The 23,982-nt window shown below is 60.7% G+C and carries 24 protein-coding genes; 12 read left to right on the forward strand and 12 right to left on the reverse strand.

Annotated features, from left to right (window positions below):
- Nucleotides 1-59: 59 nt before the first annotated feature.
- The 3 genes from ABIT12_RS06795 to ABIT12_RS06805 all read right to left on the reverse strand — a co-directional run bounded on the left by ABIT12_RS06795 (nucleotide 60) and on the right by ABIT12_RS06805 (nucleotide 2,393).
- On the reverse strand, nucleotides 60-1,475 hold the full coding sequence (locus ABIT12_RS06795; protein ID WP_348042425.1) for a CHASE3 domain-containing protein: 1,416 nt from the start codon (nucleotides 1,473-1,475) through the stop codon (nucleotides 60-62).
- 140 nt (nucleotides 1,476-1,615) lie between these two features.
- The gene (locus ABIT12_RS06800) at nucleotides 1,616-2,197 is read right to left on the reverse strand and encodes an RNA polymerase sigma factor (protein ID WP_348042426.1); all 582 of its coding nucleotides are present in this window, start codon (nucleotides 2,195-2,197) and stop codon (nucleotides 1,616-1,618) included.
- Nucleotides 2,187-2,393, reverse strand: coding sequence for a NepR family anti-sigma factor (locus ABIT12_RS06805; protein WP_348042427.1), 207 nt, complete (start codon nucleotides 2,391-2,393; stop codon nucleotides 2,187-2,189). Before ABIT12_RS06805 ends, ABIT12_RS06800 begins: the two co-directional genes overlap by 11 nt.
- Before the next feature lie 160 nt (nucleotides 2,394-2,553).
- Here ABIT12_RS06805 and ABIT12_RS06810 point away from each other — a divergent pair, with 160 nt between their 5' ends.
- From ABIT12_RS06810 to ABIT12_RS06820, 3 genes are all read left to right on the forward strand, one after another.
- Nucleotides 2,554-3,348: a response regulator gene (locus tag ABIT12_RS06810; protein ID WP_348042428.1), complete on the forward strand. Its 795-nt coding sequence runs from the start codon at nucleotides 2,554-2,556 to the stop codon at nucleotides 3,346-3,348.
- Between the two features lie 103 nt (nucleotides 3,349-3,451).
- Nucleotides 3,452-3,616 carry a DUF1328 family protein gene (locus ABIT12_RS06815; protein WP_348042429.1) on the forward strand — a complete coding sequence of 55 codons (165 nt, stop codon included), beginning with the start codon at nucleotides 3,452-3,454 and terminating at the stop codon, nucleotides 3,614-3,616.
- Between the two features lie 25 nt (nucleotides 3,617-3,641).
- Complete coding sequence (locus ABIT12_RS06820) at nucleotides 3,642-4,634, forward strand: HWE histidine kinase domain-containing protein (protein WP_348042430.1); 993 nt, start codon at nucleotides 3,642-3,644, stop codon at nucleotides 4,632-4,634.
- A 4-nt stretch (nucleotides 4,635-4,638) separates the two neighbouring features.
- Here ABIT12_RS06820 and ABIT12_RS06825 read toward each other — a convergent pair whose 3' ends face one another.
- Nucleotides 4,639-6,957 (reverse strand): EAL domain-containing protein, encoded by a 2,319-nt coding sequence (locus ABIT12_RS06825; RefSeq protein WP_348042431.1) that lies wholly within the window; start codon nucleotides 6,955-6,957, stop codon nucleotides 4,639-4,641.
- A gap of 335 nt (nucleotides 6,958-7,292) precedes the next feature.
- Here ABIT12_RS06825 and ABIT12_RS06830 point away from each other — a divergent pair, with 335 nt between their 5' ends.
- Both ABIT12_RS06830 and ABIT12_RS06835 read left to right on the forward strand, forming a co-directional pair.
- A complete protein-coding gene (locus ABIT12_RS06830) occupies nucleotides 7,293-8,654 on the forward strand; it encodes an aminotransferase class I/II-fold pyridoxal phosphate-dependent enzyme (protein WP_348042432.1) in 1,362 nt (453 codons plus the stop codon).
- Nucleotides 8,608-9,057, forward strand: coding sequence for a response regulator (locus ABIT12_RS06835; protein WP_348042433.1), 450 nt, complete (start codon nucleotides 8,608-8,610; stop codon nucleotides 9,055-9,057). The genes ABIT12_RS06830 and ABIT12_RS06835 overlap by 47 nt, the downstream gene beginning before the upstream one ends.
- Nucleotide 9,058: 1 nt before the next feature.
- On the opposite strand, the gene ABIT12_RS06840 is transcribed toward ABIT12_RS06835, so the two are convergent.
- The 5 genes from ABIT12_RS06840 to ABIT12_RS06860 all read right to left on the reverse strand — a co-directional run bounded on the left by ABIT12_RS06840 (nucleotide 9,059) and on the right by ABIT12_RS06860 (nucleotide 13,727).
- Entirely contained in the window at nucleotides 9,059-9,457 is a 399-nt protein-coding gene (locus ABIT12_RS06840) for a response regulator (RefSeq protein WP_348042434.1), read from the reverse strand.
- Between the two features lie 16 nt (nucleotides 9,458-9,473).
- On the reverse strand, nucleotides 9,474-11,387 hold the full coding sequence (locus ABIT12_RS06845; RefSeq protein WP_348042435.1) for an ATP-binding protein: 1,914 nt from the start codon (nucleotides 11,385-11,387) through the stop codon (nucleotides 9,474-9,476).
- A gap of 71 nt (nucleotides 11,388-11,458) precedes the next feature.
- On the reverse strand, nucleotides 11,459-12,691 hold the full coding sequence (uxuA, locus tag ABIT12_RS06850; protein WP_348042436.1) for a mannonate dehydratase: 1,233 nt from the start codon (nucleotides 12,689-12,691) through the stop codon (nucleotides 11,459-11,461).
- A gap of 65 nt (nucleotides 12,692-12,756) precedes the next feature.
- Nucleotides 12,757-13,071 carry a DUF4326 domain-containing protein gene (locus tag ABIT12_RS06855; protein WP_348063313.1) on the reverse strand — a complete coding sequence of 105 codons (315 nt, stop codon included), beginning with the start codon at nucleotides 13,069-13,071 and terminating at the stop codon, nucleotides 12,757-12,759.
- Nucleotides 13,072-13,112: 41 nt separating this feature from the next.
- On the reverse strand, nucleotides 13,113-13,727 hold the full coding sequence (locus ABIT12_RS06860) for a trimeric intracellular cation channel family protein (RefSeq protein ID WP_348042437.1): 615 nt from the start codon (nucleotides 13,725-13,727) through the stop codon (nucleotides 13,113-13,115).
- Between the two features lie 82 nt (nucleotides 13,728-13,809).
- On the opposite strand from ABIT12_RS06860, the gene ABIT12_RS06865 reads away from it, so the two are divergent.
- A complete protein-coding gene (locus ABIT12_RS06865) occupies nucleotides 13,810-14,430 on the forward strand; it encodes a hypothetical protein (RefSeq protein WP_348042438.1) in 621 nt (206 codons plus the stop codon).
- Here the strand turns inward: ABIT12_RS06865 and ABIT12_RS06870 are convergent.
- From ABIT12_RS06870 to kduI, 3 genes are read right to left on the reverse strand one after another with little or no spacing between them, the layout of a single operon-like run.
- Complete coding sequence (locus tag ABIT12_RS06870; protein WP_348042439.1) at nucleotides 14,427-14,756, reverse strand: cupin domain-containing protein; 330 nt, start codon at nucleotides 14,754-14,756, stop codon at nucleotides 14,427-14,429. The genes ABIT12_RS06865 and ABIT12_RS06870 overlap by 4 nt on opposite strands.
- A gap of 4 nt (nucleotides 14,757-14,760) precedes the next feature.
- Nucleotides 14,761-15,483 (reverse strand): 2-dehydro-3-deoxy-D-gluconate 5-dehydrogenase KduD, encoded by a 723-nt coding sequence (gene kduD, locus ABIT12_RS06875; RefSeq protein ID WP_407065599.1) that lies wholly within the window; start codon nucleotides 15,481-15,483, stop codon nucleotides 14,761-14,763.
- 38 nt (nucleotides 15,484-15,521) lie between these two features.
- Nucleotides 15,522-16,364, reverse strand: a complete 843-nt coding sequence (gene kduI / locus ABIT12_RS06880; protein ID WP_348042441.1) for a 5-dehydro-4-deoxy-D-glucuronate isomerase — start codon at nucleotides 16,362-16,364, stop codon at nucleotides 15,522-15,524.
- 277 nt (nucleotides 16,365-16,641) lie between these two features.
- Here kduI and ABIT12_RS06885 point away from each other — a divergent pair, with 277 nt between their 5' ends.
- The 6 genes from ABIT12_RS06885 to ABIT12_RS06910 all read left to right on the forward strand — a co-directional run bounded on the left by ABIT12_RS06885 (nucleotide 16,642) and on the right by ABIT12_RS06910 (nucleotide 23,931).
- Complete coding sequence (locus tag ABIT12_RS06885) at nucleotides 16,642-17,745, forward strand: microcin C ABC transporter permease YejB (protein ID WP_348042442.1); 1,104 nt, start codon at nucleotides 16,642-16,644, stop codon at nucleotides 17,743-17,745.
- On the forward strand, nucleotides 17,742-18,884 hold the full coding sequence (locus tag ABIT12_RS06890) for an ABC transporter permease (protein WP_348042443.1): 1,143 nt from the start codon (nucleotides 17,742-17,744) through the stop codon (nucleotides 18,882-18,884). The genes ABIT12_RS06885 and ABIT12_RS06890 overlap by 4 nt, the downstream gene beginning before the upstream one ends.
- Nucleotides 18,881-20,470: an ABC transporter ATP-binding protein gene (locus ABIT12_RS06895; RefSeq protein ID WP_348042444.1), complete on the forward strand. Its 1,590-nt coding sequence runs from the start codon at nucleotides 18,881-18,883 to the stop codon at nucleotides 20,468-20,470. The genes ABIT12_RS06890 and ABIT12_RS06895 overlap by 4 nt, the downstream gene beginning before the upstream one ends.
- A 35-nt stretch (nucleotides 20,471-20,505) precedes the next feature.
- A complete protein-coding gene (locus tag ABIT12_RS06900) occupies nucleotides 20,506-20,886 on the forward strand; it encodes a pentapeptide repeat-containing protein (protein ID WP_348042445.1) in 381 nt (126 codons plus the stop codon).
- 11 nt (nucleotides 20,887-20,897) lie between these two features.
- Nucleotides 20,898-21,965: a DUF4037 domain-containing protein gene (locus tag ABIT12_RS06905; protein ID WP_348042446.1), complete on the forward strand. Its 1,068-nt coding sequence runs from the start codon at nucleotides 20,898-20,900 to the stop codon at nucleotides 21,963-21,965.
- 106 nt (nucleotides 21,966-22,071) lie between these two features.
- Nucleotides 22,072-23,931, forward strand: coding sequence for an extracellular solute-binding protein (locus ABIT12_RS06910; protein WP_348042447.1), 1,860 nt, complete (start codon nucleotides 22,072-22,074; stop codon nucleotides 23,929-23,931).
- Nucleotides 23,932-23,982 lie beyond the last annotated feature (51 nt).

The following is a 23,982-nucleotide window of genomic DNA, read 5'->3' on the forward strand; positions in this document are numbered from 1 at the left end:
CATCGGTCCGGCGATCGTCGCGTGGAATACGACCTTATCTTCACGCAACGGCGCAAAGCTCAAAGGGTTGCACTGATCCGGCTGGCCGGTTGTTCGATTTTGGGCACCGCGACGGTCACCTGCAGGCCGCCCTGGTCCGCGACGGCATAAACCGGCTTGCCACCGAACTGCTGCGCCAGTTGCTTGACGATAACCGAGCCAAGCCCGCCTTCGCTCAACAAGGCCTCATCTGACACACCCTGGCCGTCATCGCTGACTTCGAGCGTGGCGACCCCGACCGGATCGCGGAACAGCCGGACCGCAATCGTGCCGCTGCGCCCCTCGGGAAACGCATGCTTGAGCGAATTGGTCACCAACTCGCTGACCAGGATGCCCAGCGTGGTCGCATCGCGCGCATAAATCGAGATCGGCTCCAGCGCCCGGGTAAACTGGACAGCTTCGATGTTCGAATAATTGCCCTGCAGATCATCGAGCACCGCCGACAAGAACTCGGCCGCATCGGTGGTTTCAAGATCATCACCCAGCCGCAGCCGGCGATGTGCCGAGGCAATGGCATGCACGCGCTGTCGCGCCGCCTCCAGGGCCTCCTTGATTTCCGGCGACCTGGTACGCATCATTTGCAGCCCGAGCAGCGAGGACACCGTCGCGAGCGAATTGCCGATGCGATGGTTGGCTTCCATGAGCAGCGTTTCGACGCGTTCGCGCTCCCGCAACGCATGGGCCTGCGACTGTTCAAGTTCGGCCGTCCGCTCCTGCACCCGCTGTGTCAGGGCATCACGCTGGCCGAACAGGGCGTCCTGACTGCGCGCCATTGCCGACACCTGCCGCTGCGTACGATTGAACAAGACGTAGGTCAGCACCACCGCGCTGGCCAGCGCCACCAGTATGGCAACAACCAGCATTAGCCGCGTCGCTGCGATGCTCTGGTTGCGCTCCAGCAATCGTTGATCTTCCTGCGCAACGAATTCATCGAGCGTGGTCCGCAAATTGGACATCAACTCCGTGCCTTCGCCGGCTTTGACCACTGATTTGGCCAGATCGCTATGCCCGTCCCGCACCAGCGCGATGGTGGAGGACATTTCTGACAGCTTGCGCTTGACCGCCTCGCTGATGCTATCCAGCCGCGTAGTCTGTTCGGCATTGCCGAGGGTCAATTGCCCCAGCACCGCCATATCCTGATCTATGATGGTCAGGGTGTGGTAATAGGGCGGCAGATAGGCATTGTCGTCGGTGAGCAGATAACCGCGCTGGCCGCTTTCGGCATCCACCAACGCGATGGTCAACTCGCGCGCCGCCCTGCGCAGATCATAGGTGCGCACCACGTCCTGCATCTGTTGATCGACGCCCTGCGCCAGAAAAAACGCGGCAGCCGCAGCCAGAAACACCAGCGCCAGGCTGATGAACACAACGATGCGTCGCCAGACCAGCCGGTCAGCGACGCTTTCGACTTCAATGGGTGCAACCGCATCCGTCATAGTGTCAGTCTGCCATGTTGCTGCGATGAGTATGGCACGATCTATCGGATGCTATCGTGATCAAACCGCAATAATGACGAATGCCACTGTGGCGTGGCCATTTTGCGGCCACGGGCAATGCAGCCGGAAGCGATTACGGATTACCGTCCCTGGCCGATGGACAGAGTTTGCGTCGTCACCTGCGTTGAAACCGCATCCGGGCCGTAATCGGCTTCGCCACTCACCTTGAGCAAATCCTGCAAGCGGATGCGTGCCCGGCTCACCCGGCTTTTCATCGTCCCGACCGCGCAGTTACAGATCGCGGCGGCGTCTTCGTAAGAAAACCCTGAAGCGCCGATCAGGATAACCGCTTCGCGCTGATCATCCGGTAACTTGGACAATGCCGCCTTGAAGTCGATCATGTCCATCGCGCCATACTGCGGCGGGTGGACCGACAAACGCTCGGTGAACGCCCCGTCGCTGTCCTGCACTTCGCGGCCCCGCTTGCGCATCTGGCTATAGAACTCGTTGCGCAAAATGGTAAATAGCCAGGCCTTGATATTGGTGCCCATTTCGAAGCTCGTCTGCTTGGCCCAGGCCTTCATCACAGTGTCCTGCACCAGATCGTCGGCCTTGTCATGCTTGCCGGTCAGCGACACCGCGAAGGCGCGCAGGCTGGGCAAGGTTGCCAGCATTTCGCGCTTGAACGACGGAGCCTGCACGTCAGTTGCTTCACTGACCATTCTGCGCACCGGTGTTGGACTTCTGCGCGGCTTCCGCGCTATCGAGTTTTTCAAGCAGATCAAGCAATTGATCCGGCACGCCTTCGTCCTGCACCGAGCCATATAGCGCGCGCAGACGCGAACCGATATCGGTATTGGGGCCCAACCCGTCGTCGGACGGTCCCGCTTGCACGCGCGCCCGTTGTTGCTGACTCACAGGTTTGTCCTTCACCATCGCGTAAAAACCGCCAGATTGCCCAGATTTGCTGACAGAATGCACTGGCTGCAAAAAAGTTCCAATTGCGCGGAACGTTTTTGCCAGCGTCACGTTTTATGATTTCGGAGCGTGACGACCAAGCGTCATAGGGAGTGTACTAATGTCTTTGTCCATGCGGATTGCCCCGCACCTGCCCTATTTGCGGCGGTTTTCCCGTGCCACCACCGGCTCCCAGACTTCTGGTGATGCCTATGTGGCGGCGGTGCTCGAGGCTCTCATTGCCGACGTTTCCTTGTTTCCCGAGGCGTCGAATGATCGCATAGCGCTTTACAAGCTGTTCTCGACCATCTTTTCGACAACCAGCATTCGCGTTCCCGAGCCGATTTCCAACTTTTCCTGGGAACAACGCGCCTCGGACAATCTTGCCAACCTGACGCCACGCGCCCGCCAGGCGTTCCTTCTGGTCGCGGTGGAAGGCTTCGGCCATTCGCAGGCTGCCGAAATCCTGGGCGTGCCGGACAAGACCTTCCTGAGCCTGCTCGATGAAGCCTCGATGGAAATCTCCCGCCAGGTCGCCACCGAAATCATGATCATCGAAGACGAGCCACTGATTGCCATGGATATCGAGCAACTGGTCGAAAGCCTCGGCCACAAGGTGGTCAGTGTCGCCCGCACCCACAAGGAAGCGGTCACGTTGTTCAACCAGACCAATCCACGCATGATCCTGGCCGATATCCAGCTCGCCGATGGCAGTTCCGGCATCGATGCGGTCAACGACATTCTCAATCAACATACGGTGCCGGTGATCTTCATCACCGCCTTCCCGGAACGTCTGCTGACTGGGGAGCGCCCAGAGCCGACGTTCCTGGTGACCAAGCCGTTCAATCCAGACATGGTCAAGGCATTGATCAGCCAGGCGCTGTTCTTTGAAGAAGGTTCAAGAGCGGCGGCATAAGCCCGGTAAATAAGGCCCGGGAAACCGGGCCTTATTTTTTGAGCTAAAGGAACCGCCGCCTTTGCCCGCCGTTGCTCCTTTAAGCACCGGAAAGGATTGTGCGATGTTGTATTACGCAGTGGTCTTTTTCGTCATCGCTCTGATTGCCGGCGTGCTCGGTTTTGGCGGCATCGCTGGTGCCTCCGTCGGCATCGTGCAGACCTTGTTCCTGCTGTTTCTGGCCTTTCTCGTCCTTTCACCGGTCATGAGCGTGATCCGCCGCGCCTGATCCGGTCTGCAGAGAAAGTTTGTCCATGGCGCCCTCTCTGTCCACTATCGATCAACGCATGGTGCAGCGCGCGCTCAGTGCCAGCCTCGTTGAGCGACAGGTCGCCGTGCTGCATCAGGGTCTCGACGGTCGTTATGATTTCGTCGAGAACCTGTCGCCCCATTGGCCACAAGCCGACCTGATCGGCCGCTCAGACGACGATGTCTTGCCATCCGCGGTGGCGTCCCAATTTGCCGATGCCCGCCAGATGGCCATCGATCGTAACGCTCCCCAGATCATCGATTTCGAACTGCGGATCGGGGCACGCAACCACCAGTTTGAAGCCCGGTTCTCCGCTGATCGCGATGCCCATGTCTTTGTCGGCATCACCATCATCATCACCGACGTGTCCGATCTGCGGGCCCGCGAGCTGGCGCTCGCAACCCTGATGCGCGAAGTCAGCCACCGGTCCAAGAACCTGCTGGCGATTGTCCAGAGTGTCGCCGCCCAGACCGCCCACAACAGTGGCGGTGTCGAGGACTTTCTCGTCCGCTTTCGGGGCCGGCTGCAATCGCTGGCCAGCACTCAGGACATGGTCACCGAAAGCAATTGGCGTGGCACTTTGTTTCAATCGCTGGTTTCGGCGCAGATGGCCCGCGTCGGCCAGGCGGACCCTGCCGATATCCGCGTCACCGGCGACAACCCGCTGCTTTCTCCCAATGCCGCCATGCATATCGGGCTCGCCATGCACGAACTGGCCATCAACGCGGTGATGCATGGCGCCCTGGCCGAACCGGGGCGAGGCGCCATCTGGATCGACGCGCAAATCCACCAGGCGGATCCGCAAAATGCCGAAATGGTGGTGCAATGGCAGGAAACCGGTGCCGGTCACCTAAAGCCGCCGGCCGCACCTCACTTTGGCAGGTTGGTGCTCGATCGCATCGTCCCCGCCTCCGTTGGCGGTAGCGCCCGTTATGTTATTGATGATGATCTGGTGAGCTATCGTCTGGTGGTGCCAGCAGACCAGTTTGAAGCCTGACCGACTAGCGGGCGCGCCGCGCCATCAGGATAGACTCTGCCTCGGCCTTGACCTGCAGACTGCGCGACGGCACATGCGTTAGGAGGTAATGGGGCATGTCGATGCTGTCGAGCGGCCGGGCAAAGAAATAGCCCTGCAATTGATGGCAGTTGATGCCGGAAAGGAAATCGGCCTGTTCCGCTGTCTCGACCCCCTCCGCCGTGATCTTGAGCTTGAGCGTTTTGCCCAGCGAGGCAATGGCCTTGAGAATATCGCGCGCCACCGGGTCGTCCGTCGACGCGTTGATAAACGATCGATCGATCTTGATCTTGTCGAACGGAAACTTCAGCAGATAGCTCAGGCTCGAATAGCCAGTGCCGAAATCGTCCATGGCAATCGTCACCCCCAAGGCACGGATCTCCGCCAGCTTGGCCGTCACCTCGTCCGGATTTTCCATCAACAGGCCTTCGGTGATCTCGATCTCAAGCCGGTGCGGCTCCAGTCCGGAGAGCGACAGCGCCCGTTTGACCACCATGGCAATATCGGACAGCCGGAAATGCTTGGCCGACACGTTGACCGCCACGGTCATGCCCTCCGGCCACGTCGTTGCGGTCCGGCACGCCTGCTCGATGGTCCAGTCGCCGATCTCGACGATCAGGCTGGAGCGTTCGGCAATCGGAATAAACTCGGCCGGCGGCACCAGACCGCGGATCGGGTGGTTCCAGCGGATCAGCGCCTCAAAACCCACCGGCCGCCTGTCGTCCGCCGCCACCAGCGGCTGATAGTACAGCAGCAGCTCGTCGTTCCTGAGGGCGTCGCGCAGTTCCACTTCCAGCATGCGCCGCTCACGCGCTTCCGAATCCATCTGGTTTTCAAAGAAGCGGTAAACCGAACGGCCATCGGCCTTGGCACGATACAGTGCCAGATCGGCATTGCGCAGGATCTGGTCCGGCCTCGTACCGTTTGCCGGTGCCATCGCGATGCCGATGCTGATGCCGATGCTGAGCACGTCGTCATCGATCTGGTACGGCTTCTTGACCTCCTCGATCAGCCGCGCCGCCAGTGTCGCATTGCCTTCCGGGCTGCAATCATTGGGCAGGATAATGGCGAACTCGTCGCCACCCAGTCGCGCCACGTAGTCGGTCTCGCGCGCCAGTGCCTGGATGCGTTTTGCTACCATGATCAGCAGCCGGTCCCCGATCAGATGCCCGCGGCTGTCATTGATCGATTTGAACTGGTCCAAATCCATAAACAGTAGCGAGAATGGCGCGCCATAACGCTCCAGCCGGGCCACGCAATGATTGAGATGGTCGGTGAACTTGGTGCGGTTGATCAACCCGGTCATTGGATCGTGGTGCGCCAGCAGCGTGATCCGCTGTTCGGCAACCTTACGCTCCGAAATGTCGGCGCCGGTGCCGATATAGCCGATATAGCCCCCGGCCTGGTCAAAGGCCGGCTTGCCGGTCATGCTCCACCAGCATTCCTGCCCGCCGGCCGTCACGCGCAATTCGATATCCTGGAACGTTTGCAGGTGGGCGCAGTCACTTTCCAGTTGTGCCATGAAGGGATCGTTGGGCGGGGTGATACAGCGCAGGAAGTGGATGAAGTCGGCCCCCAGCAACGCATCCTCGCCAACGCCGGTGGCGGCGGTAAAACCCGTCGACAGCCGGTCGATCTGCCCATCCTTGTCAAAGCCCCAGATCCAGTTGGAACTGCTCTGCTCGAATTCACGCAGCAACAGTCCGATGATCTCGCCGCGTTCGCGCACCTGCGCGTCGGATGCCCGCTGCGCCACGAACAGGCGTGCCAGACGGAGGCAGATGACGGTCATCACCACCAGCATTGAAAACAGCAGCATGCTGCGGGCCCACAGGTCCGGCACGTCCTGCTGTCGCAACAGATTCGTCGCAATGCCCGATACCATGGTCAGGACATAAAGCAGCATCGCCTGCGGATAGCTGAGCAGCGCAACCATGCCGATGAACAGCATGCCGCCAATGCCAATCATGGCCGCATTACGGATCGTTGGATCGGAGGCAACCGGCATTACCACAAAGCCTGCGGCCCACATCAGGGCGCAAACAAAAGTAAAGCCCAGCACTTGGCCAATGCTGGCCGGGATTGAAACACTGTCTTCGCTCTTGCGGCGATGAATTGCCAGCGCACCCAGCGCCAGCCCGCCGATGACCCAGAACAGGCCAGCCCAGATCGCCACGCGCATGAACTCGGGCTGGCCCCGGCACACGGCGGTCATCACCCCGGTTACCACGAACATGCCAACCAGCACCGCGCCGGATGTTGCCTCCATCGAGCGGAACTGGTCCATCAGGAGCCGTCTGCGCAAATGCGGTTTCATGCCGTCCGCGCCAATGGCACGATCGAAGGTCCGATCAACCGCAGCAGCTAACCGTATGAGAACGGATGGAATTTTGACGCTCATGGAGCAAAAGTGCCCTATAGCAATTAATTTTGAGTGTGCTTTCGCGCCCCTGACAATCCGCAATCGAACAATGAACTTTTGATGAACGGCATGCGACAGATTGGGTGGAAATTATTAAGCATCCCCACGATTGCGGACAATTACACAAAATAAACTCAAGCATTTAAGCCGATTTTCAAAGTCGACCAGTATTTTCGCTCCCAAGGATGGCCAGAAAGGTCACCACGTTGGAGAGCGTCATGAACAAGCACGTTGCGACCGTCCCCGAAGCAGCATTGGCCGGCAGCCTGCGCGACTTCCGCGCCCCTGAAGGCTCCGACCTGATCGGCCGTGTCGCTGGCTTTTATCAGTGGCAGAGCCTGCGCCGCGAACACGGCCTGTGGCCCTATGCCCGCTCCACCGCCACCGCCCCCAAGGCGCGCTGCGACGCCAGGAGCGACGCTGGCGAGAATTTTTCGGGTATCAATTTTGCCAGCCAGGATTATCTGAGCCTGGCATCCCACCCCGCCATCAAGCAGGCCGCAATCAACGCCATCCAGGAATTCGGTGTCCATAGCGCCGGTTCCGCAGCCCTGCTCGGCAATACCTCAAATTCACTCCGGCTGGAGCAGGACCTGTCCGCATTCATGGGCGGCCGCGAAATCGTGCTCTATCCAACCGGCTGGGCAGCCGGCTACGGCTCGGTGCAGGGTTTCGTGCGCCCCAACGATCACGTTGTCATGGACGTGCTGGCACATTCGTGCCTGCAGGAAGGCGCCAAGGCCGCCACGCAGAACATCCACTATCACGGTCACCTCAACCTCGAAGCGCTGACCCGCAAGCTGCAGCGCATCCGCGCCAATGATACCCAGAACGGCATCATGGTGGTCACCGAGAGCCTGTTCTCGATGCATTCCGATACGCCGGACCTGGGCGCCATGCGCTCCATCTGCGACGAATTCGGCGCCTCGCTGCTGGTCGACTGCGCCCATGATCTGGGCAGCATCGGTGAAGATGGTCTTGGCCATCTCGGCCTGCAGGGCATGATGGACGCCGCCGACATCATCATCGGCAGCTTCTCCAAGACCTTTGCCTCCAATGGCGGCTTCATCGCCGTCAAGGACCGCGCCACTGCTGAATATCTGAAATACTACAGCGCCACCCACACCTTCTCCAACGCACTGTCCTCGGTTCAGGCAGCAACGATCCTCGCCGCGCTGGAGATCGTGCGCTCCGACGAAGGCAAGGCGCTGCGCCGCAAGCTGATGGACAATATCCTGTATCTGCGCGCCCAGATGGCCAAGGCTGGCCTTGAAACCCTGGGTGATCCGTCCCCGATCGTGCCGGTCCGCATCGGCACCGAAGCCATGGGCCGCTTTGCCTCGCGCCATCTGGCCGCCCTTGGTGGCATTGCCAATCTGGTGGAATATCCGGCCGTGCCGCAGGGCGGCGCCCGTTTCCGCTTCCAGGTGATGGCCGCACACAACCGCGCCGACATCGATCAGGTGGTCAAGATCCTGGCCAAGGCGATGCATGACGCTGATCTGGAATATCGTCTCGGCCATGAAGGCGAAAATGCTGACGCTGCCCGCAGCCGCACCGTCGCAACGAGGGCCGCCTAAGAGGGAAGCCGTGGCAACGACACTCAAACTTCTGGCGGTGGACGACGATGCGCCGTCCGCCGAACTGATTGTCCGGGTTGCAGAACGCTGCGGCCATGAAGCCTTTGCCACCTCTGATCCGCGCGGCGTGATCAATCTGGTCAACGCACTCAGGCCCGATGTTATTGCGATGGATTTGAGCATGCCGCACATCGACGCCATTGAGCTCTTTACCCTGCTGGCCGCCCATAAATACGCTGGTCAGTTGATCATCGTATCCGGGCAGGACGAAAGCTCGCTGAGGACCGCGCAACGCGCCGCTCAGACCATGGGGCCCAACAAGCCCCACGTCCACCAGAAGCCGCTGAACTTCCAGGCGATGCGCCAGACGCTCAACATCGAACTGGCAATCAAAGGCCGCTAGATCAGACCACGCTCGCCAGCGCCGCTGCCGGCATCTTAAGTCCCAGCACCAGGTGCATCTTGCCCAGCAGGCGCGGCAGATCGACGGGCTTGGTATCGAAGTCGATGCAACCAGCACCGAGCGCATTGGTGCGATCGGACTCAAACGCGCTTGCCGTCAGCGCGATGATCGGAATACCGGCGGTTTCGGGATCGGCGCGGATGCGGCGGGTCGCCTCGCACCCATCCATTTCGCCCAACCCCATATCCATCAGGATCACATCGGGCATGATCGACTTGGCCGCCTCGATACCGCTCGGCCCATCCACCGCAAAACGGATGGAAAAGCCGCGCCGTTCCAGCCGGCGACCCAGCACGTCCCGATTGATGGGATTGTCTTCAACGATCAGAACCAGCGCCATAAGCTGCTCCTTGCGATTAATGGTTGACGGCGCGACGCACCGGTTTGGGGTTGCGGGTGGCCTTCAGCCCCGCCAGAGCAGCTTTGACTTTGGCGGCATCGAGCGGCTTCATCACGATGCCATCAGCCCCCGCGGCCAACGCCTTGCTGCGTTCGGACAGGATCGAAATCATGAACACCGGAATGCTGGCCGTGTTCGGATCGGATTTCAGCGCGGCCAGCACATCCCAGCCGTCAAAGCCCGGCATCAGGATATCGAGGAAGATTGCCGCCGGCCTGACCGTGCGCGCAATCTGCAACGCCGATTGCGGCGCATCGGTACAGATCGGCGTATAGCCCTCCTTGACCAGCAGACGCTCCGCCAATTCGAGGAAATTGCGGTCGTCGTCCACCACCAGCATGCGCTCGCGCTTGTCGTGATTGGGCAGATGTCCGGTCATGCCCGACATACCGGTCTGCCGTTCCTGAGCGTCGCCTTCTGCGTCGCGCAGGAATTCTTCATCGTCCTGCTTGGGCATTCTGCGCGCGACGACCGACGCAACGGGGCTTTCGCTCAACTGCTCGACCTTGACCGGCAGGCGAATGACAAAGCGCGATCCCTTGCCTAGCTCGCTGCTGATGTGGATTTCTCCACCCATCAGCCGGCACAAATTCTGGCTGAGCGACAAGCCAAGGCCGGTCCCGCCATAAACTGCAGCAATCTTGGAGTTGGCCTGAGAAAAATTGGAGAACAACGCCTTCTGCTGTTCCGCCGAGATGCCAATGCCGGTATCGGCGATGGTAATCTCGAGCCAGTCGCCATCCGCCTGCGCTGCCCGCGTAACTGACAGCGTAATATGCCCGTTCTGGGTGAACTTGGCAGCGTTGGACAACAGATTGAACACTGCCTGCCGCAGCTTGGTGGCATCGGCCCGGATCGAGCCGAGATCGTTGCCGCGCACCACATTGAAGGTATTGGTATTCTTGAACGCCAGCGGCCGCGCCGTGGCGTCCACCTCATCGATCAGCTTGTCGACATCGACGGTTTCCAGATACAGCGCCATCTTGCCCGCTTCGATCTTGGAAATATCCAGAATGTCGTTGACCATCGCCAGCAGATGCTTGCCGGCGGCACTGATCTTTTGCAGATCGGCGATCTGCTCGCCGCGCCCATCGAGTTCGGCATCTTCCAGCAGGATTTCCGAATAGCCCAGCACCGCATTGAGCGGGGTGCGCAGTTCATGGCTCATTTTGGCCAAAAATTCCGACTTGGCGCCATTGGCGCGTTCGGCATCTTCCTTGGCGTCAGTCAGCATCTTGAGCGTGTCCTGATGCCGCTCGATTTCCTTGATCAACTCGGACTGGCTATCAACCACGCTGGAGTAATATGCCGCCATCATGAACACATAGATATTGGAGCCAAGCGCCGACAGCACGCCGGCCACCACCATCTCCTCCACCGGGATATGCACCGGGAAGCTGGCGGCGAGATAAAATCCGTAAAACGCACCGAGGCCGAGCACGATCTGCGAAAACACGAAGATGCGCGCCGTCCAGTTCGAGCCCAGATACATGAACGCCAGCAGCGGCGTCAGCACAAACCACATCAGGAACGGCGAGCTGGTGCCGCCATAATTGTAGGAGCCCCACAGCACCGAAAAGCTGAGGTTGAGCACCGACAGCATCGCCAGTTGCGTATAAGCACGCGGGAACAACCGCAGCAGTGCCAGAAACGGCCAGAAGCCGAAGATCGAAGCGGCCAGGATCAGCACGTGCGGAAACGGATGCGGATCGGCAAACCACAGGAAAATCGGGATCGGCGCAGCGATGAACGGGCCAAACAGATGGCTGATGATGAACATCTGCACCCGCTTGCGGGTATGCAGTTCTCCGGCCAGTGCCTCGGGCATCAACCAGTTCATCAGCCGCTGAAATACCAGCAATGCAGCCATGGCTCGCCTCGTGCCTGAAATCAGCCACGACATTGCCCCGCCACACTTTGAAAAGTCGTAAAGACTCCCGGCTAAACTGACGCTGCTGTCGAATTCAATCCCAGCGACGCGTGTTCGAACGCGGCCATCACCCCGCGCAACTCGGCCAGCCCCTTGAGCCGCCCGATCGTCGGGTACCCCGGCTGCGACCGCCGTCCCAGATCATCCAGAATATCCTGCCCATGATCGGGCCGCATCGGAATGGCATGGTCGGATCGCCCTGCCGCCTTGCGCCGATTTTCCTCGCGCACGATGGCGGCGATCACCGCCACCATGTCGACGTCCCCGCCGAGGTGCTCGCTCTCGAAAAACGAGCCGACAACGTCGTCATTATCCCGCTTCACATTGCGCAGATGGACGAAATGCACCTTGTGGCCCAGTCGGTCGATGATGCCCGGCAGGTCATTGTCGGGCCGCACCCCAAGTGAACCGGTGCAGAAGGTCATGCCGTTGGACGGGCTCTCCACCGCATCCATGATGCATTTGTAATCGGCCTCGGTCGACATCACCCGGGGCAGGCCGAGCAGCGCAAACGGCGGATCATCGGGATGGCAGCACAACCGCACGCCCAACTCTTCGGCGGTTGGCACCACGGCCTCGAGAAAGTCCACGAAATTGGCCCGCAGCCGCTCCCGCGAAATCGCGCCATACTCGGCCAGATGCGCCCGCACATCATCGAGCGTCATCGACTCGGTCGAGCCTGGCAGTCCCATAGTCACATTGCGCGCCAGCGTCTTCTTGCCCGCATCATCGAGTGCGCCAAACCGCCGCCCGGCTTCGTCGACGATGGCATTTGTATAGTCGGCACCGGCCCCTGAGCGTTCCAGCACATGGAGGTCGAAGGCGGCAAAATCATTGATGTCGAACCGCATGCACGAGCCACCATTGGGCAGGTTCCAGCGCAGGTCGGTACGGGTCCAATCCAGCACTGGCATGAAATTGTAGCAGATCACCTCCAGCCCGCTGGCAGCCAGGTTGCGCATCGAAACCTTGTAATTCTCGATGTGCTGGCGCCAGTCGCCTTTCTGCTTTTTCATGTCCTCGGTCACCGGCAGGCTCTCGACCACGTCCCAGGTCAGCCCCGATGGCGAACCGTCGCGTCGTGTCGCGATTTCCTGATGCCGCCTGCCGATTTCTTCGGGCGTCCATACCACCCCGTTGGGCACATGATGTAGCGCGCTGACAATGCCTGCCGCGCCGGCCTGCGTCACATCATCGATGCTGGTGAGATCATGGGGGCCGAACCACCGCCAGGTCTGTCGCATGCAAAAACTCCGCCTTGTATGGAAGTTTCTTGCCACAGACAGCGGAGGCGATAAAGCCCTATCGCCTATTTGCCATTGGCAATATCGATGAGAATGTTCGCGTGGCATGGCGTGCCCTGTTTGCACCAGCAGGCCAGGTTCCGGCCTGCGAGGTGCCGTCGGATTTCGGCACGGTCCAAGGGCGGTCCCGGCGACAGCTCTGGGGCCAGTGTGCCATTCATCCAGCGTTCGAACCGCGACACCGCCTCCACTTGTGCCGCAATCGCATCGATGCTCTCCGCCTCGGCGATCTCGGCAATCACGAACGGATTGCCCCACCGGCCCGGCCGCGACACGCTCTGCGCCGGCAAGCCGTTGAGCGCGCGCGATTGCGCCTGCAAGTTAAAGCCCCTGCCGCGCGATAGCACTATGCGCACCGGTTTCAATGCAGATCCCTGTCATAGACGAATTTCGGCATTTCCCAATGCTTGAGGATGGCAAACACCCGCAGTGGAAACCCCACCGCCAATGCCAGCACAATCACTCCTTCATGGTTGAAGCCGATCTTGAGCCCGAAATAATAGATCGCCCCGGTAACGATCGAAATGGTGGCGTAAAGCTCACCGCGAAACACCAGCGGCACGTCATTGCACAGCACATCGCGCAGGATGCCCCCGACAATCCCGGTCAGCATCCCCGCGACGATCACGATCAGCGGATGCTGGTTCATGCCCAGCGCCACGTCACACCCGACAATGGTGAAAATCACCAGGCCCAGCCCGTCGAGCACCAGAAACGGCCACCTTAGCTTTTCGATCACCCGTGCCGCCGCAATTGCCGCCAGCGCCGAACCACAGATCAGCAACAGCACATAGGGATTGGCCACCCAGTACAGCGGATAATGACCCAGCAGCACATCACGCGTCGTGCCGCCACCCAGCGCGGTTACACAGGCCAGCAGGCACACCCCGAACCAGTCCATCTTGCGCCGCCCCGCCGCCAAAGCTGCCGTCATCGCTTCGGCGGCCAGCGCCAGATAAAAGATCGCGGTCAGCATCAAATGGTCCTGTGGAAACCGGGTTGTTCCTTGAACGTTACAGGAGCAGGCTGCCGCGTCCATCCCCGTCGTGAAGACTTCCATGCGCAAACCGCAAACCGTCAAAGCGCTTGAAGATTTCGGCCGCGTGCGCCTGTCCGAAAGCTTTTTCATGCGCGATTTCCTCTATTCGGAAATCGCCGCCATCAATGGCTTGTCCAACCTGCCCGATGATCCTGACCTCGCCATCGCCGCTGGCACGGTGCTGTGCGAAACCCTGCTCGAACCGCTGCAGCAACAATTCGGCCGCCTCTCGGTGCGCTCGGCTTACCGTTCGCCGCAGGTCAACGAATTCGGCAACCTGCATGATCTCAATTGCTCGACCAATGCCAAGAACTACGCCGGCCACATCTGGGATCGTCGCGACACCCAGGGCCGCGTGGGCGCCACCGCCTGCGTCGTCGTCAACCGCTTCATCCCCCATTACCAACGCACCGGCGACTGGGAAGCCATGGCCTGGTGGGTGCATGATCACCTGCCCTATTCCGACATGGAATTCTTCCCAAGATACGCGGCCTTCAACCTGCAGTGGCGTGAGGAGCCCATCCGCCAGATCTCCAGCTATATCCCGCCCCGACGCGGGAAGTTGACGGGGCCGGGAATGGAGAATTGGGCCGGGGCACATGAGACCGCCTACGCGGTGATGCTGAAGGAACTCGACTAGATAAAATCCGCCCTATGCGGCGTGAACACGTCCACCAGCCGCCCGGCCTGCAGCGCCACCACGCCATGCACCAGCCCGGATGCCACAATAAAGCTGCCGCCCTGCCCCACCACTTGGGTCACGCCATCGATGGTGACTTCGAACGAGCCTTCGGCCACATAGCTGACTTGAATATGGGGATGGCTGTGCAACGCGCCCACCGCACCCTTGTCGAAGCCAAATTCCACCTGCATCAGCTCTGACGTATGAATCAGCACGCGCCGCCGGTTGCCGGGCGCCAGTTCGATCCATGGCGTTTCGTTCGCCTGCGCAAAAACCTTGGTCATTTCATCACCTCGCCAGCCATCCGCCGTCAACCGGCACAACGGCGCCATGCATGTAATCTGATGCGCGCGCCAGCAGAAACACTGCCGCGTCGCCAATGTCCGATGGTGCGCCCCAGCGCCCCGCCGGGATTCGCCCCAGGATCGACGCCGAACGATCCGGATCGGCCCGCAGCGCCTCGGTATTATTGGTCTCGATATAGCCGGGTGCGATGGCATTCACGTTGATGCCTTTGGCTGCCCACTCATTGGCCAGCAATCGCGTAATCCCCAATACCCCGCTTTTGGAGGCCGTATAACTCGCTACACGAATACCGCCCTGAAAACTCAGCATCGACGCGATATTGACCACTTTGCCTCGCCTGCCGGCAGCAATCACTTTGCGGCCAAACGACTGCGCCAGAAAGAATCCCAATTTCAGGTTCACGTCCATGACGCTGTCCCAATCGTCCTCGGAAAAATCCACGGCATCCACCCGGCGGATGATCCCCGCATTGTTGACCAGCCCGTGCATCGGACCATGCTCTTCCCAGACAGCGTCGAACATCGCCTGTGCATCGGCAGCGCGCGCCACGTCTGCCGTGACCCGAACCAGTTCCGCGCCAAGCACCGACATACCAGCTGCGGTTTCATCCAGCGAAGATCGGCTGACGCCAATCACCCGCCCACCGGCGCGACCAATCGCCAGCGCAATGCCCTGCCCAATGCCGGTATTGGCCCCGGTCACCATGACGGTCTCACCCGAAAGGCCAAATGCCGACAGATCAGTCACAGCAATTCGTCCATGCCGACCTTGTCGACATCGGTGTAGTCGACATTGTCGCCGGCCATCGCCCAGATGAACGTATAGGCGCCGGTCCCCGCGCCTGAATGGATCGACCATGGCGGCGACAACACCGCCTGCTCGTTGCGCACGATCAGGTGCCGGGTTTCGTCCGGCTCACCCATCAGATGCACCACGAAGGCATCCGGCTTCAGGTCGAAATACAGGTATGCCTCCATGCGCCGGTCATGGATATGGGCTGGCATGGTGTTCCAAACCGAACCCGGCGCAAAGGTCGTCAGCCCCACCACAAGCTGGCAGGTCTTGGCCGTATCGGCATTGATGAACTGGAAGATCGAGCGTTCGTTGGCCGTGTCCTTGCTGCCCAGATCAAGCCGCTTGGCTTCGGCAATTCCGATCCGCACTGTCGGATGGCTGGCATGGGCGGGGGCGCTCAGCAGGTAGAATTTGGCCGGCTCGGCCACGCGATTGGAGCCAAACGCCACCGCCTTCGAACCCATGCCCACATACAGCATGTCGCGATGCGCCAGTTCATGACTGGTGCCATCGACCGTGATGCTGCCCGCCCCGCCGATATTGACCGCGATCAGTTCGCGGCGGCTCAAAAACTCCGGCGTGCCGGTCGGCTTGATGCTCTCCAGCGCCAGCGGCGCTCCAAGCGGCATCGCTCCGCCCACCGCCATGCGGTCGTAGTGGCTATAGGTCCAGTTCACCTGCCCCGGCGCGAACAGATCTTCGATCAGGAAATGCTCGCGCAGTTCGCCCGTATTCATCGTCGCGGCGGTGACGGGGTCGATGGCGAAGCGAATGTCGTAATCGGTGGTCATGGATCAGTCCTGCCTGAAGTTTATCTGTCCGCTCGAACACGCTGGGGGTGAGCCATAGCCAAAGCTCCAGCGCGCCAGCCTCATAACTAGTATGGAAGATGCGCTTCTCGATCAACGGGCAAGTTCAAAAAGGTCCGATGAGGCGTTGCCATGCACCCGCGCGTGTCCGTGCTTGCCAGCAGCCGTCACAAATGCTGGTGTCCAGTTTCACCGCATGGTGATTTGCGGGGCCAGGCCTTGCCGGGCTTGGCTTGGGTTCTGAGCTCCTGGAGCAACAATGGGCGCCTATATTCTTCGCCGCCTGCTGCTGATCATCCCGACCGTGTTCGGCATTATGGCGGTGTCGTTTCTAGTTATCCAGTTCGCTCCCGGCGGTCCGGTCGAGCAGGCCATCGCCAACATGAATGGCACGGCTCACTCCATCACCGAGCGGGTCACCGGCAGCGCCGCCGGCGATCTTGCCGCCCAGCCCAATGCAGGCAATGGCAAAGGCGGCTCGCTCTATCGCGGCTCGCGCGGTCTATCGCCCGAAATCATCGCCAAGATCGAAAAGCAGTTCGGCTTCGATAAGCCGCCGCTGCAGCGCTTTGGGCTGATGCTGTGGAACTATCTGCGCTTCGATTTCGGCGACAGCTACTACCGCGATATTTCGGTGATCGACCTGATCAAGGAGAAGATGCCGGTCTCGATCTCGCTGGGCCTGTGGATGACGCTGCTGTCCTATGGCATCTCCATCCCGCTCGGCATCAAGAAGGCGATTTCCGACGGCTCCCGCTTTGACGTCTGGACCTCGACCGTCGTTATCATAGGCTACGCGGTCCCCGGGTTTCTGGTCGCCATCGCGCTGATCGTTCTGTTCGCTGGCGGCAGTTTCTGGAACATCTTCCCGCTGCGCGGACTGACCTCTTCGGGTTTTGCCAATTTTCCGTGGTATCAACAGGTGCTCGATTATTTCTGGCACCTGATCCTGCCGATCATCGCCATGGGCCTGGGTGCATTCGCCACCACGACCCTTTTGACCAAGAATTCCTTCCTCGACGAAATCGGCAAGCAATACGTGGTCACGGCCCGCGCCAAGGGCCTCACCGACAATCAGGTGCTCTACCGCCACGTCTTCCGCAACGCCATGATGCTCGTCATCTCAAGTTTCCCCGGCGCTTTTATCGGCGCCTTCTTCGGCGGCTCGCTGCTGATCGAAACCATCTTCGGGCTCGATGGATTGGGCCTGCTCGGCTTCCAGTCGCTGGGCAGCCGGGATTACCCGGTAATCTTTGCCACGCTCTACATCTTCTCGCTGCTGGGCCTGGTGATCACCCTGATTTCGGACCTCACCTATATGTGGATCGACCCCCGCATCGATTTCGAAAGCCGGGAAGTATGACCGATACGGCCCTGACCCGCGCCACTGCCGAACAGGTTCGCACTGGCTGGATCAGCCCGATCAACCGCCGCCGCTGGGCCAATTTCAAGCGCAATCGCCGCGGGTTCTGGTCGCTGTGGATTTTCCTCGCCTTCTTCATCGGCACCCTGCCGGCCGAATTCATCGCCAACAACAAGCCGCTGGTCATCTCCTACAAGGGCGAGATCATGTTTCCGGTGCTGGTCAACTACCCGGAAACCCTGTTCGGCGGGTTTCTGGCCACGCCAAATTATCGCGACCCCTTCATTAGCGACGAGATCGAGGCTAATGGCTGGGCGATCTGGCCACCCATCCGCTTCGACTACGTGGTCATCGACAGCTACCTGCCGCACGCCGCGCCAGTCGAACCGAGCTGGCTGATGACCCGCGACCAGATCTGCCAGAACTACCCGCTCGCGGCCGACGACCCCCATTGCGTCGCGGGCAATTATCATCTGCTGGGCAGCGACGATAACGGCCGCGATGTGCTGGCCCGCCTGATCTACGGCTTCCGCATTTCAGTGCTGTTCGGACTGACGCTGACTATCATCTCCTCGATCGTCGGCGTCGCTGCCGGCGCGGTGCAGGGCTATTTCGGCGGCTGGATCGACCTGCTGTTCCAGCGTTTCATCGAAATCTGGACCTCGATCCCGGCGCTTTATGTGCTGCTGATCATTTCCAGCGTGCTGGCCCCCAGTTTCTGGGTGCTGCTGGGCATCCTTTTACTGTTTTCCTGGGTGTCGCTGGTCGGCATCGTCCGCGCCGAGTTCCTGCGCGCCCGCAATTTCGAATACGTCAACGCTGCCCGCGCCCTCGGCGTCTCCAATCTCACCATCATGGCCCGCCACCTGATGCCCAATGCCATGGTCGCCACGCTGACCTTTCTGCCCTTCATTCTCTCCGGTTCGGTCACCACCCTCACCTCGCTCGATTTCCTCGGTTTCGGTCTGCCCCTTGGCTCACCCTCGCTGGGCGAACTGCTGGCCCAGGGCAAGGACAACCTTCAGGCCCCCTGGCTGGCGCTGACTGGCTTCCTCACCATCTCGATCATGATGACCCTTTTGGTCTTCATCGGTGAAGCGGTCCGCGATGCCTTCGATCCAAGAAAGACACTGGCGTGACCGCCCCCCTGCTTTCGGTCAAAAACCTCGGTGTCCGCTTCGGCCAATCCGACGCTGCGAAGGGCGTCAGCTTTGATATCGCGCCGGGCGAAACCCTGGCGCTGGTCGGCGAAAGCGGTTCGGGCAAATCGGTCACCGCACTTTCCATCCTCAAACTCCTCTCGCCCTCGGCAACGCTCTCCGGTCAAATCCTGTTCAAGGGACAGGACCTGCTTGCCGCCACCCCGACCCAGTTGCGGTCCGTGCGCGGCAACGACATCTCGATGATTTTTCAGGAACCGATGACCTCGCTCAATCCGGTTCACACCATCGAGCGCCAGATCGGCGAAGTCCTCGCCATCCATAAGGGAATGCGGCCCAACGCCGCGCGCGCCCGCACAATCGAACTGCTCGATCAGGTCGGCATCCCCGGACCGGCAAGTCGCCTGGCCTCGTTCCCGCATCAGCTTTCGGGCGGCCAGCGCCAGCGCGTCATGATCGCCATGGCGCTGGCCAACGAACCCGACCTGCTGGTGGCCGACGAGCCGACCACCGCGCTCGACGTTACCGTGCAAGCACAAATCCTCACCCTGCTCAAGTCGCTGCAACAGCACCTCGGCATGGCCATGCTGTTCATCACCCATGATCTGGGCATCGTCCGCCGCATCGCCGACCGCACCTGCGTCATGACCAATGGCGAAATCGTCGAAGCCGGCCCCACCGAAGCGATTTTTGCCAACCCGCAACACGCCTATACCAAACACCTGCTCGCTGCCGCGCCCAAGGGCCAGCCGCCACAGCCGATGCCCGACAGTCCGGTGATCATGCAGGCCGATGACCTGCGCATCTGGTTCCCGATCCGCCGCGGCCTGCTCAAGACCGTTGTGGGCCACATCAAGGCGGTCGATGGCGTCAATATCGCCATCCGCCAGGGGGAAACCCTTGGCGTCGTTGGCGAAAGCGGTTCTGGAAAATCCACGCTTGGCTACGCGATCATGCGGCTGATTTCGTCCAAGGGGCGTATCGCCTTTTTGGGCAACGAAATCCAGTCGCGCTCATGGAAAGCCATGCGCCCGCTGCGCGCCGATATGCAGATCGTGTTCCAGGATCCCTATGGCTCGCTCAGCCCGCGCATGTCGATCGCCGATATCATCGGCGAAGGCCTGCAGGTTCATGCGCCACAGATCAGCCGCGCCGAACGCGACGCCCGTGTCGTCAAGGCGCTCGAAGAAGTGGGCCTCGCCCCCGAAAACCGCTTCCGCTACCCGCACGAATTTTCCGGCGGCCAGCGCCAGCGCATCGCCATCGCCCGCGCCATGGTGCTCGAACCCAAATTCGTCGTGCTCGACGAACCCACCTCGGCGCTCGACGTTTCCATTCAGGCCCAGGTCGTCGATCTGCTGCGCGAACTGCAACGCCGCCACGGCCTGACCTACCTGTTCATCTCCCACGATCTCAAGGTGGTACGGGCATTGGCCAATACCATGATCGTCATGCGCCACGGCAAGGTGGTCGAACAAGGCGAAACCGCGCAAATCTTTGCCGCTCCCCAAAGCGATTACACCAGGGCGTTAATGGCCGCAGCGTTTGACCTGACCCCGATCTGACCATTGAAGCGTTTGAAAAGCCAAAGGAAACTGCATTGAGCGATAACCAGCAGGGCAGCCCGTTTGATGGCCCGCAAATGCAAGGCGTCCACTATCAGCGCGCCGATATGTCGGGGGCTAATTTTGACGGCGTGAACCTGCAAAACGCACGATTTCATGCGGTTTTGACGAAGGCCATATTCACCGATACCAATCTGGGCGAAGCGGCTTTCGACGACATCAATCTTGCCGATGCGCGATTCAACAATGCCAATCTGTCCGGTGCCTTATTTACCGATGCAAACCTGTCGGGAGCGACCTTTCGCGGCGTCACCTTGGCGCATTCGCAGATCCAGGACGCCGATTTGACCGGCATGCGGATCAATGGCGTGCTCGTGACCGATCTGATCGCCGCTTATGAACGAGGCAACCGCTGAGGCCACCCACGATGCAAGGCATCGAACTGTCGCGCCGTTTCTATGCCGACATCGTTCAGCCCTGGCTGCGCAGCACGGCCCCCGACCTCCGCTACTCCGCAGCTCTGATCGGCTATGGCTCGGAGCTTCTCGGCTTTGACGACGAGACATCACGAGACCATAATTGGGGTCCCCGCGTTCAGATTTTCCTGAGCCGCGATCAGTTCGAGCTGTCTGCGCGTGGGCTGGTCGATGAATTTTCCAAGGTCGCTCCGACGAGCTATCTCGGTGAACCCATCGGTTGGCGCAGCCGGCCAAATCCGCCGTCCAGCGGAGCCGAAGCGGCCGGCGCCTTTGAGCATGGCCTCGAATTTCATACCTTCGAAGCAAAACTGGAAGACCTGCTGGCCGTGCGATCGGCGGAGAACCTGACTTCTCTGGACTGGCTGGGCTTTGCCGAACAAAGGCTTCTGGCCTTTACCACCGGCGCCGTCTTCCGCGATGACGATGGTCGCCTGAGCCAGGCTCGCGAGCACCTGGCTTACCTCCCCAACGATGTGTGGCTCTACAAGATCGCCTGCCAGTGGCGGCGCATCGCTGAAGAACAAGCCTTTGTCGGCCGCACCGGACAGGTCGGCGACAATCTGGGGTCGCGGGTCGTCGCTGCACGGCTGGTCCGCGACGTGATGCGGATGGGGTTTCTGCTCGACCGGCGCTACGCCCCTTATGCGAAGTGGTTTGGCAGCAGCTTTGCCAGGCTCCCGATCGCCGCTAGCCTGTCGCCCCATCTGCAGCGGGCATTGCGCGCGGACCAGTGGACCGAGCGTGGCGAGGCGCTTGCAGCGGCCTATCTTGAACTGGCTCACCGGCAGAACGCGATCGGGATCACCCGGTTCGAGCCGGTCGTGGGCCCGTACCACGGGCGCCCCTTCGCGACCATCAACGCCGATGACGCCGCCGAGGCGGCCCGCGCCGGCATAACCGATCCGATGATCAAACAGCTTCCGGTCATCGGTTCGCTGGATCAGGTCAGCGATCTCACGCCCCTGTTGGTGAACCCGGCGCTATCCCAAAAAATGATGCGCCAGCTTCTCGGCTGAAGCACCCCGAGACAACGCGCAGAATCTTGATCCGGCCCCACTGTGCCGCAGCGCGCTTTGGCCCTAAGCTGGCGTCACAAATCAGCAATCTGCCGGGAGCACATTCATGAAATTCGCCCCTCTTGCCGCCGCCGGACTGGCGCTTGCTTTGCTGACAGGACTGTCGCTCCCGAGCGTCGCCATAGAGGGCGACGGCGAATGGCACCACGCCAACTCCGCTATCGGCGAACCGAAATATCCCGAGGGCTTCACGCACTTCGACTACGTTAATGTCGACGCGCCCAAAGGCGGCACGGTTCGCCTCGGCGCCTTGGGCAGCTTCGATACTTTCAACCCCATCCTGCCCAAGGGCGAGCTCGAAGGCGGCCTCGGCCTGATCTACGAAACCCTGATGACCCCCAGCCAGGACGAGGTGCTGACCGATTACGGCCTGCTCGCCGAGGCGATGAAATATCCAGCCGATTATTCATCGGTCACGTTCCGCATGAACCCCAAGGCCAAATGGCACGACGGCCAGCCGGTGACCGTGCAGGACGTCATCTGGTCGTTCGACAAGCTCAAGGAGCTGAACCCGACCTACGCGCAATATTACGCCAACGTCACCGGCGCCGAGGAAACCGCGCCGGGCGAGGTCACCTTCAGCTTCGACCAGACCGGCAACCGCGAACTGCCAAAAATCCTTGGCCAGCTGATAGTTCTGCCCCAGCACTGGTGGGAGGGAACCGACGCCAAGGGCAACAAGCGCAATATCGGCGCCTCTACCCTTGAGCCGCCACTGGGGTCCGGCCCCTATCAGATCGGCACCTTTGAAGCGGGCCGCACCATCACCTACAAGCGCGTCCCTGACTATTGGGGCATCAACGAGCCAACCCAGATCGGCCAGAACAATTTCGACACCTACACCATCGAATATTACCTCGATACCGATGTGGAATTCGAAGCCTTCAAGGGTGACCAGTTCGACTGGTGGAGCGAAAACCGCGCCAAGCGCTGGGCCACCGCCTATGATTTCCCGGCAGTCAAGGACGGCCGCGTCGTGCAACAGCTGTTCCCCGAGGCCTACAATGGCAGCGGCGTCATGGTCGGTTTCATTCCCAACCTGCGCAAACCCATCTTCCAGAACCCGCTGGTGCGCAAGGCGATCAACTATGCCTTCGATTTCGAGGAGCTCAACCGCACCATTTTCTACGGCCAGTACGACCGCATCGATAGTTACTTCTTTGGCCTGCCGTTCCGCTGGAAGGGTCTGCCGCAGGGGCAGGAATTGGAAATCCTCAATTCGGTCAAGGACCTGGTTCCGCCCAGCGTTTTCACGGAGGAATACAAGAACCCCGTCAGCGGCGACCCGGGCAAGCTGCGCGCCAACCTGCGCACGGCGCTCGGCCTGCTCACCCAGGCTGGCTACAGCCTTAACGGCAGCCAGTTGGTCGATGCCAATGGCACCCAGCTCAGCTTTGAAATCCTGCTCGATGGCCCCACTATCGAACCCGTCGCCACCAATCTCGTCACCAACCTTGCCCAGATCGGCATCAACGCTACCGTCCGCAGCGTCGACAGCGCCCAATTCATCAACCGCACGCGCAGTTTTGATTACGACATGATCTATTCCGGCTGGGGCGAAACCTTCTCGCCGGGCAACGAACAGCGGTTCCAGTTCGGCTCCGGTTCAGCCAATGAGCAGGATACCCGCAACTATGCCGGCATCGCCGACAAGGGCGTCGACGCGCTGATCGACAAGGTGATCTTCGCCAAGGACCGCGCCACGCTCGAAGCCGCCACCGCCGCGCTCGATCGGGTATTGATGGCTAATGCCTATGTCATCCCGTCTTATACCCTGCGCAACGCCCGTATCGCCCGCTGGGACCGCTTCAGCCATGCCGATATCCTGCCCGAGTTCGGCATCGGCTTCCCTGCGACCTGGTGGTACGACAAAGAAAAAGCCGCCAAGACTGGTGGCAGCCAGTAGACCCGATCGCTCCGCCTTTGAGACCCCTGGGTCCTTGCCGCGGCGGTGGAG

Origin of the sequence: Devosia sp., from assembly GCF_039927955.1 — a bacterium.
GTDB lineage: Bacteria > Pseudomonadota > Alphaproteobacteria > Rhizobiales > Devosiaceae > Devosia.

Bases quoted from the DNA above. Each gene is read 5' to 3' on its own strand.
- ABIT12_RS06795 (WP_348042425.1), bottom strand. From the start codon at position 1,475: ATGACGGATGCGGTTGCACCCATTGAAGTCGAAAGCGTCGCTGACCGG.
- ABIT12_RS06800 (WP_348042426.1), bottom strand. From the start codon at position 2,197: ATGGTCAGTGAAGCAACTGACGTGCAGGCTCCGTCGTTCAAGCGCGAA.
- ABIT12_RS06810 (WP_348042428.1), top strand. From the start codon at position 2,554: ATGTCTTTGTCCATGCGGATTGCCCCGCACCTGCCCTATTTGCGGCGG.
- ABIT12_RS06815 (WP_348042429.1), top strand. From the start codon at position 3,452: ATGTTGTATTACGCAGTGGTCTTTTTCGTCATCGCTCTGATTGCCGGC.
- ABIT12_RS06820 (WP_348042430.1), top strand. From the start codon at position 3,642: ATGGCGCCCTCTCTGTCCACTATCGATCAACGCATGGTGCAGCGCGCG.
- ABIT12_RS06830 (WP_348042432.1), top strand. From the start codon at position 7,293: ATGAACAAGCACGTTGCGACCGTCCCCGAAGCAGCATTGGCCGGCAGC.
- ABIT12_RS06835 (WP_348042433.1), top strand. From the start codon at position 8,608: ATGCTGACGCTGCCCGCAGCCGCACCGTCGCAACGAGGGCCGCCTAAG.
- ABIT12_RS06840 (WP_348042434.1), bottom strand. From the start codon at position 9,457: ATGGCGCTGGTTCTGATCGTTGAAGACAATCCCATCAATCGGGACGTG.
- ABIT12_RS06845 (WP_348042435.1), bottom strand. From the start codon at position 11,387: ATGGCTGCATTGCTGGTATTTCAGCGGCTGATGAACTGGTTGATGCCC.
- uxuA (WP_348042436.1), bottom strand. From the start codon at position 12,691: ATGCGACAGACCTGGCGGTGGTTCGGCCCCCATGATCTCACCAGCATC.
- ABIT12_RS06860 (WP_348042437.1), bottom strand. From the start codon at position 13,727: ATGCTGACCGCGATCTTTTATCTGGCGCTGGCCGCCGAAGCGATGACG.
- ABIT12_RS06865 (WP_348042438.1), top strand. From the start codon at position 13,810: ATGCGCAAACCGCAAACCGTCAAAGCGCTTGAAGATTTCGGCCGCGTG.
- ABIT12_RS06870 (WP_348042439.1), bottom strand. From the start codon at position 14,756: ATGACCAAGGTTTTTGCGCAGGCGAACGAAACGCCATGGATCGAACTG.
- kduD (WP_407065599.1), bottom strand. From the start codon at position 15,483: ATGGTGACCGGGGCCAATACCGGCATTGGGCAGGGCATTGCGCTGGCG.
- kduI (WP_348042441.1), bottom strand. From the start codon at position 16,364: ATGACCACCGATTACGACATTCGCTTCGCCATCGACCCCGTCACCGCC.
- ABIT12_RS06885 (WP_348042442.1), top strand. From the start codon at position 16,642: ATGGGCGCCTATATTCTTCGCCGCCTGCTGCTGATCATCCCGACCGTG.
- ABIT12_RS06890 (WP_348042443.1), top strand. From the start codon at position 17,742: ATGACCGATACGGCCCTGACCCGCGCCACTGCCGAACAGGTTCGCACT.
- ABIT12_RS06905 (WP_348042446.1), top strand. From the start codon at position 20,898: ATGCAAGGCATCGAACTGTCGCGCCGTTTCTATGCCGACATCGTTCAG.
- ABIT12_RS06910 (WP_348042447.1), top strand. From the start codon at position 22,072: ATGAAATTCGCCCCTCTTGCCGCCGCCGGACTGGCGCTTGCTTTGCTG.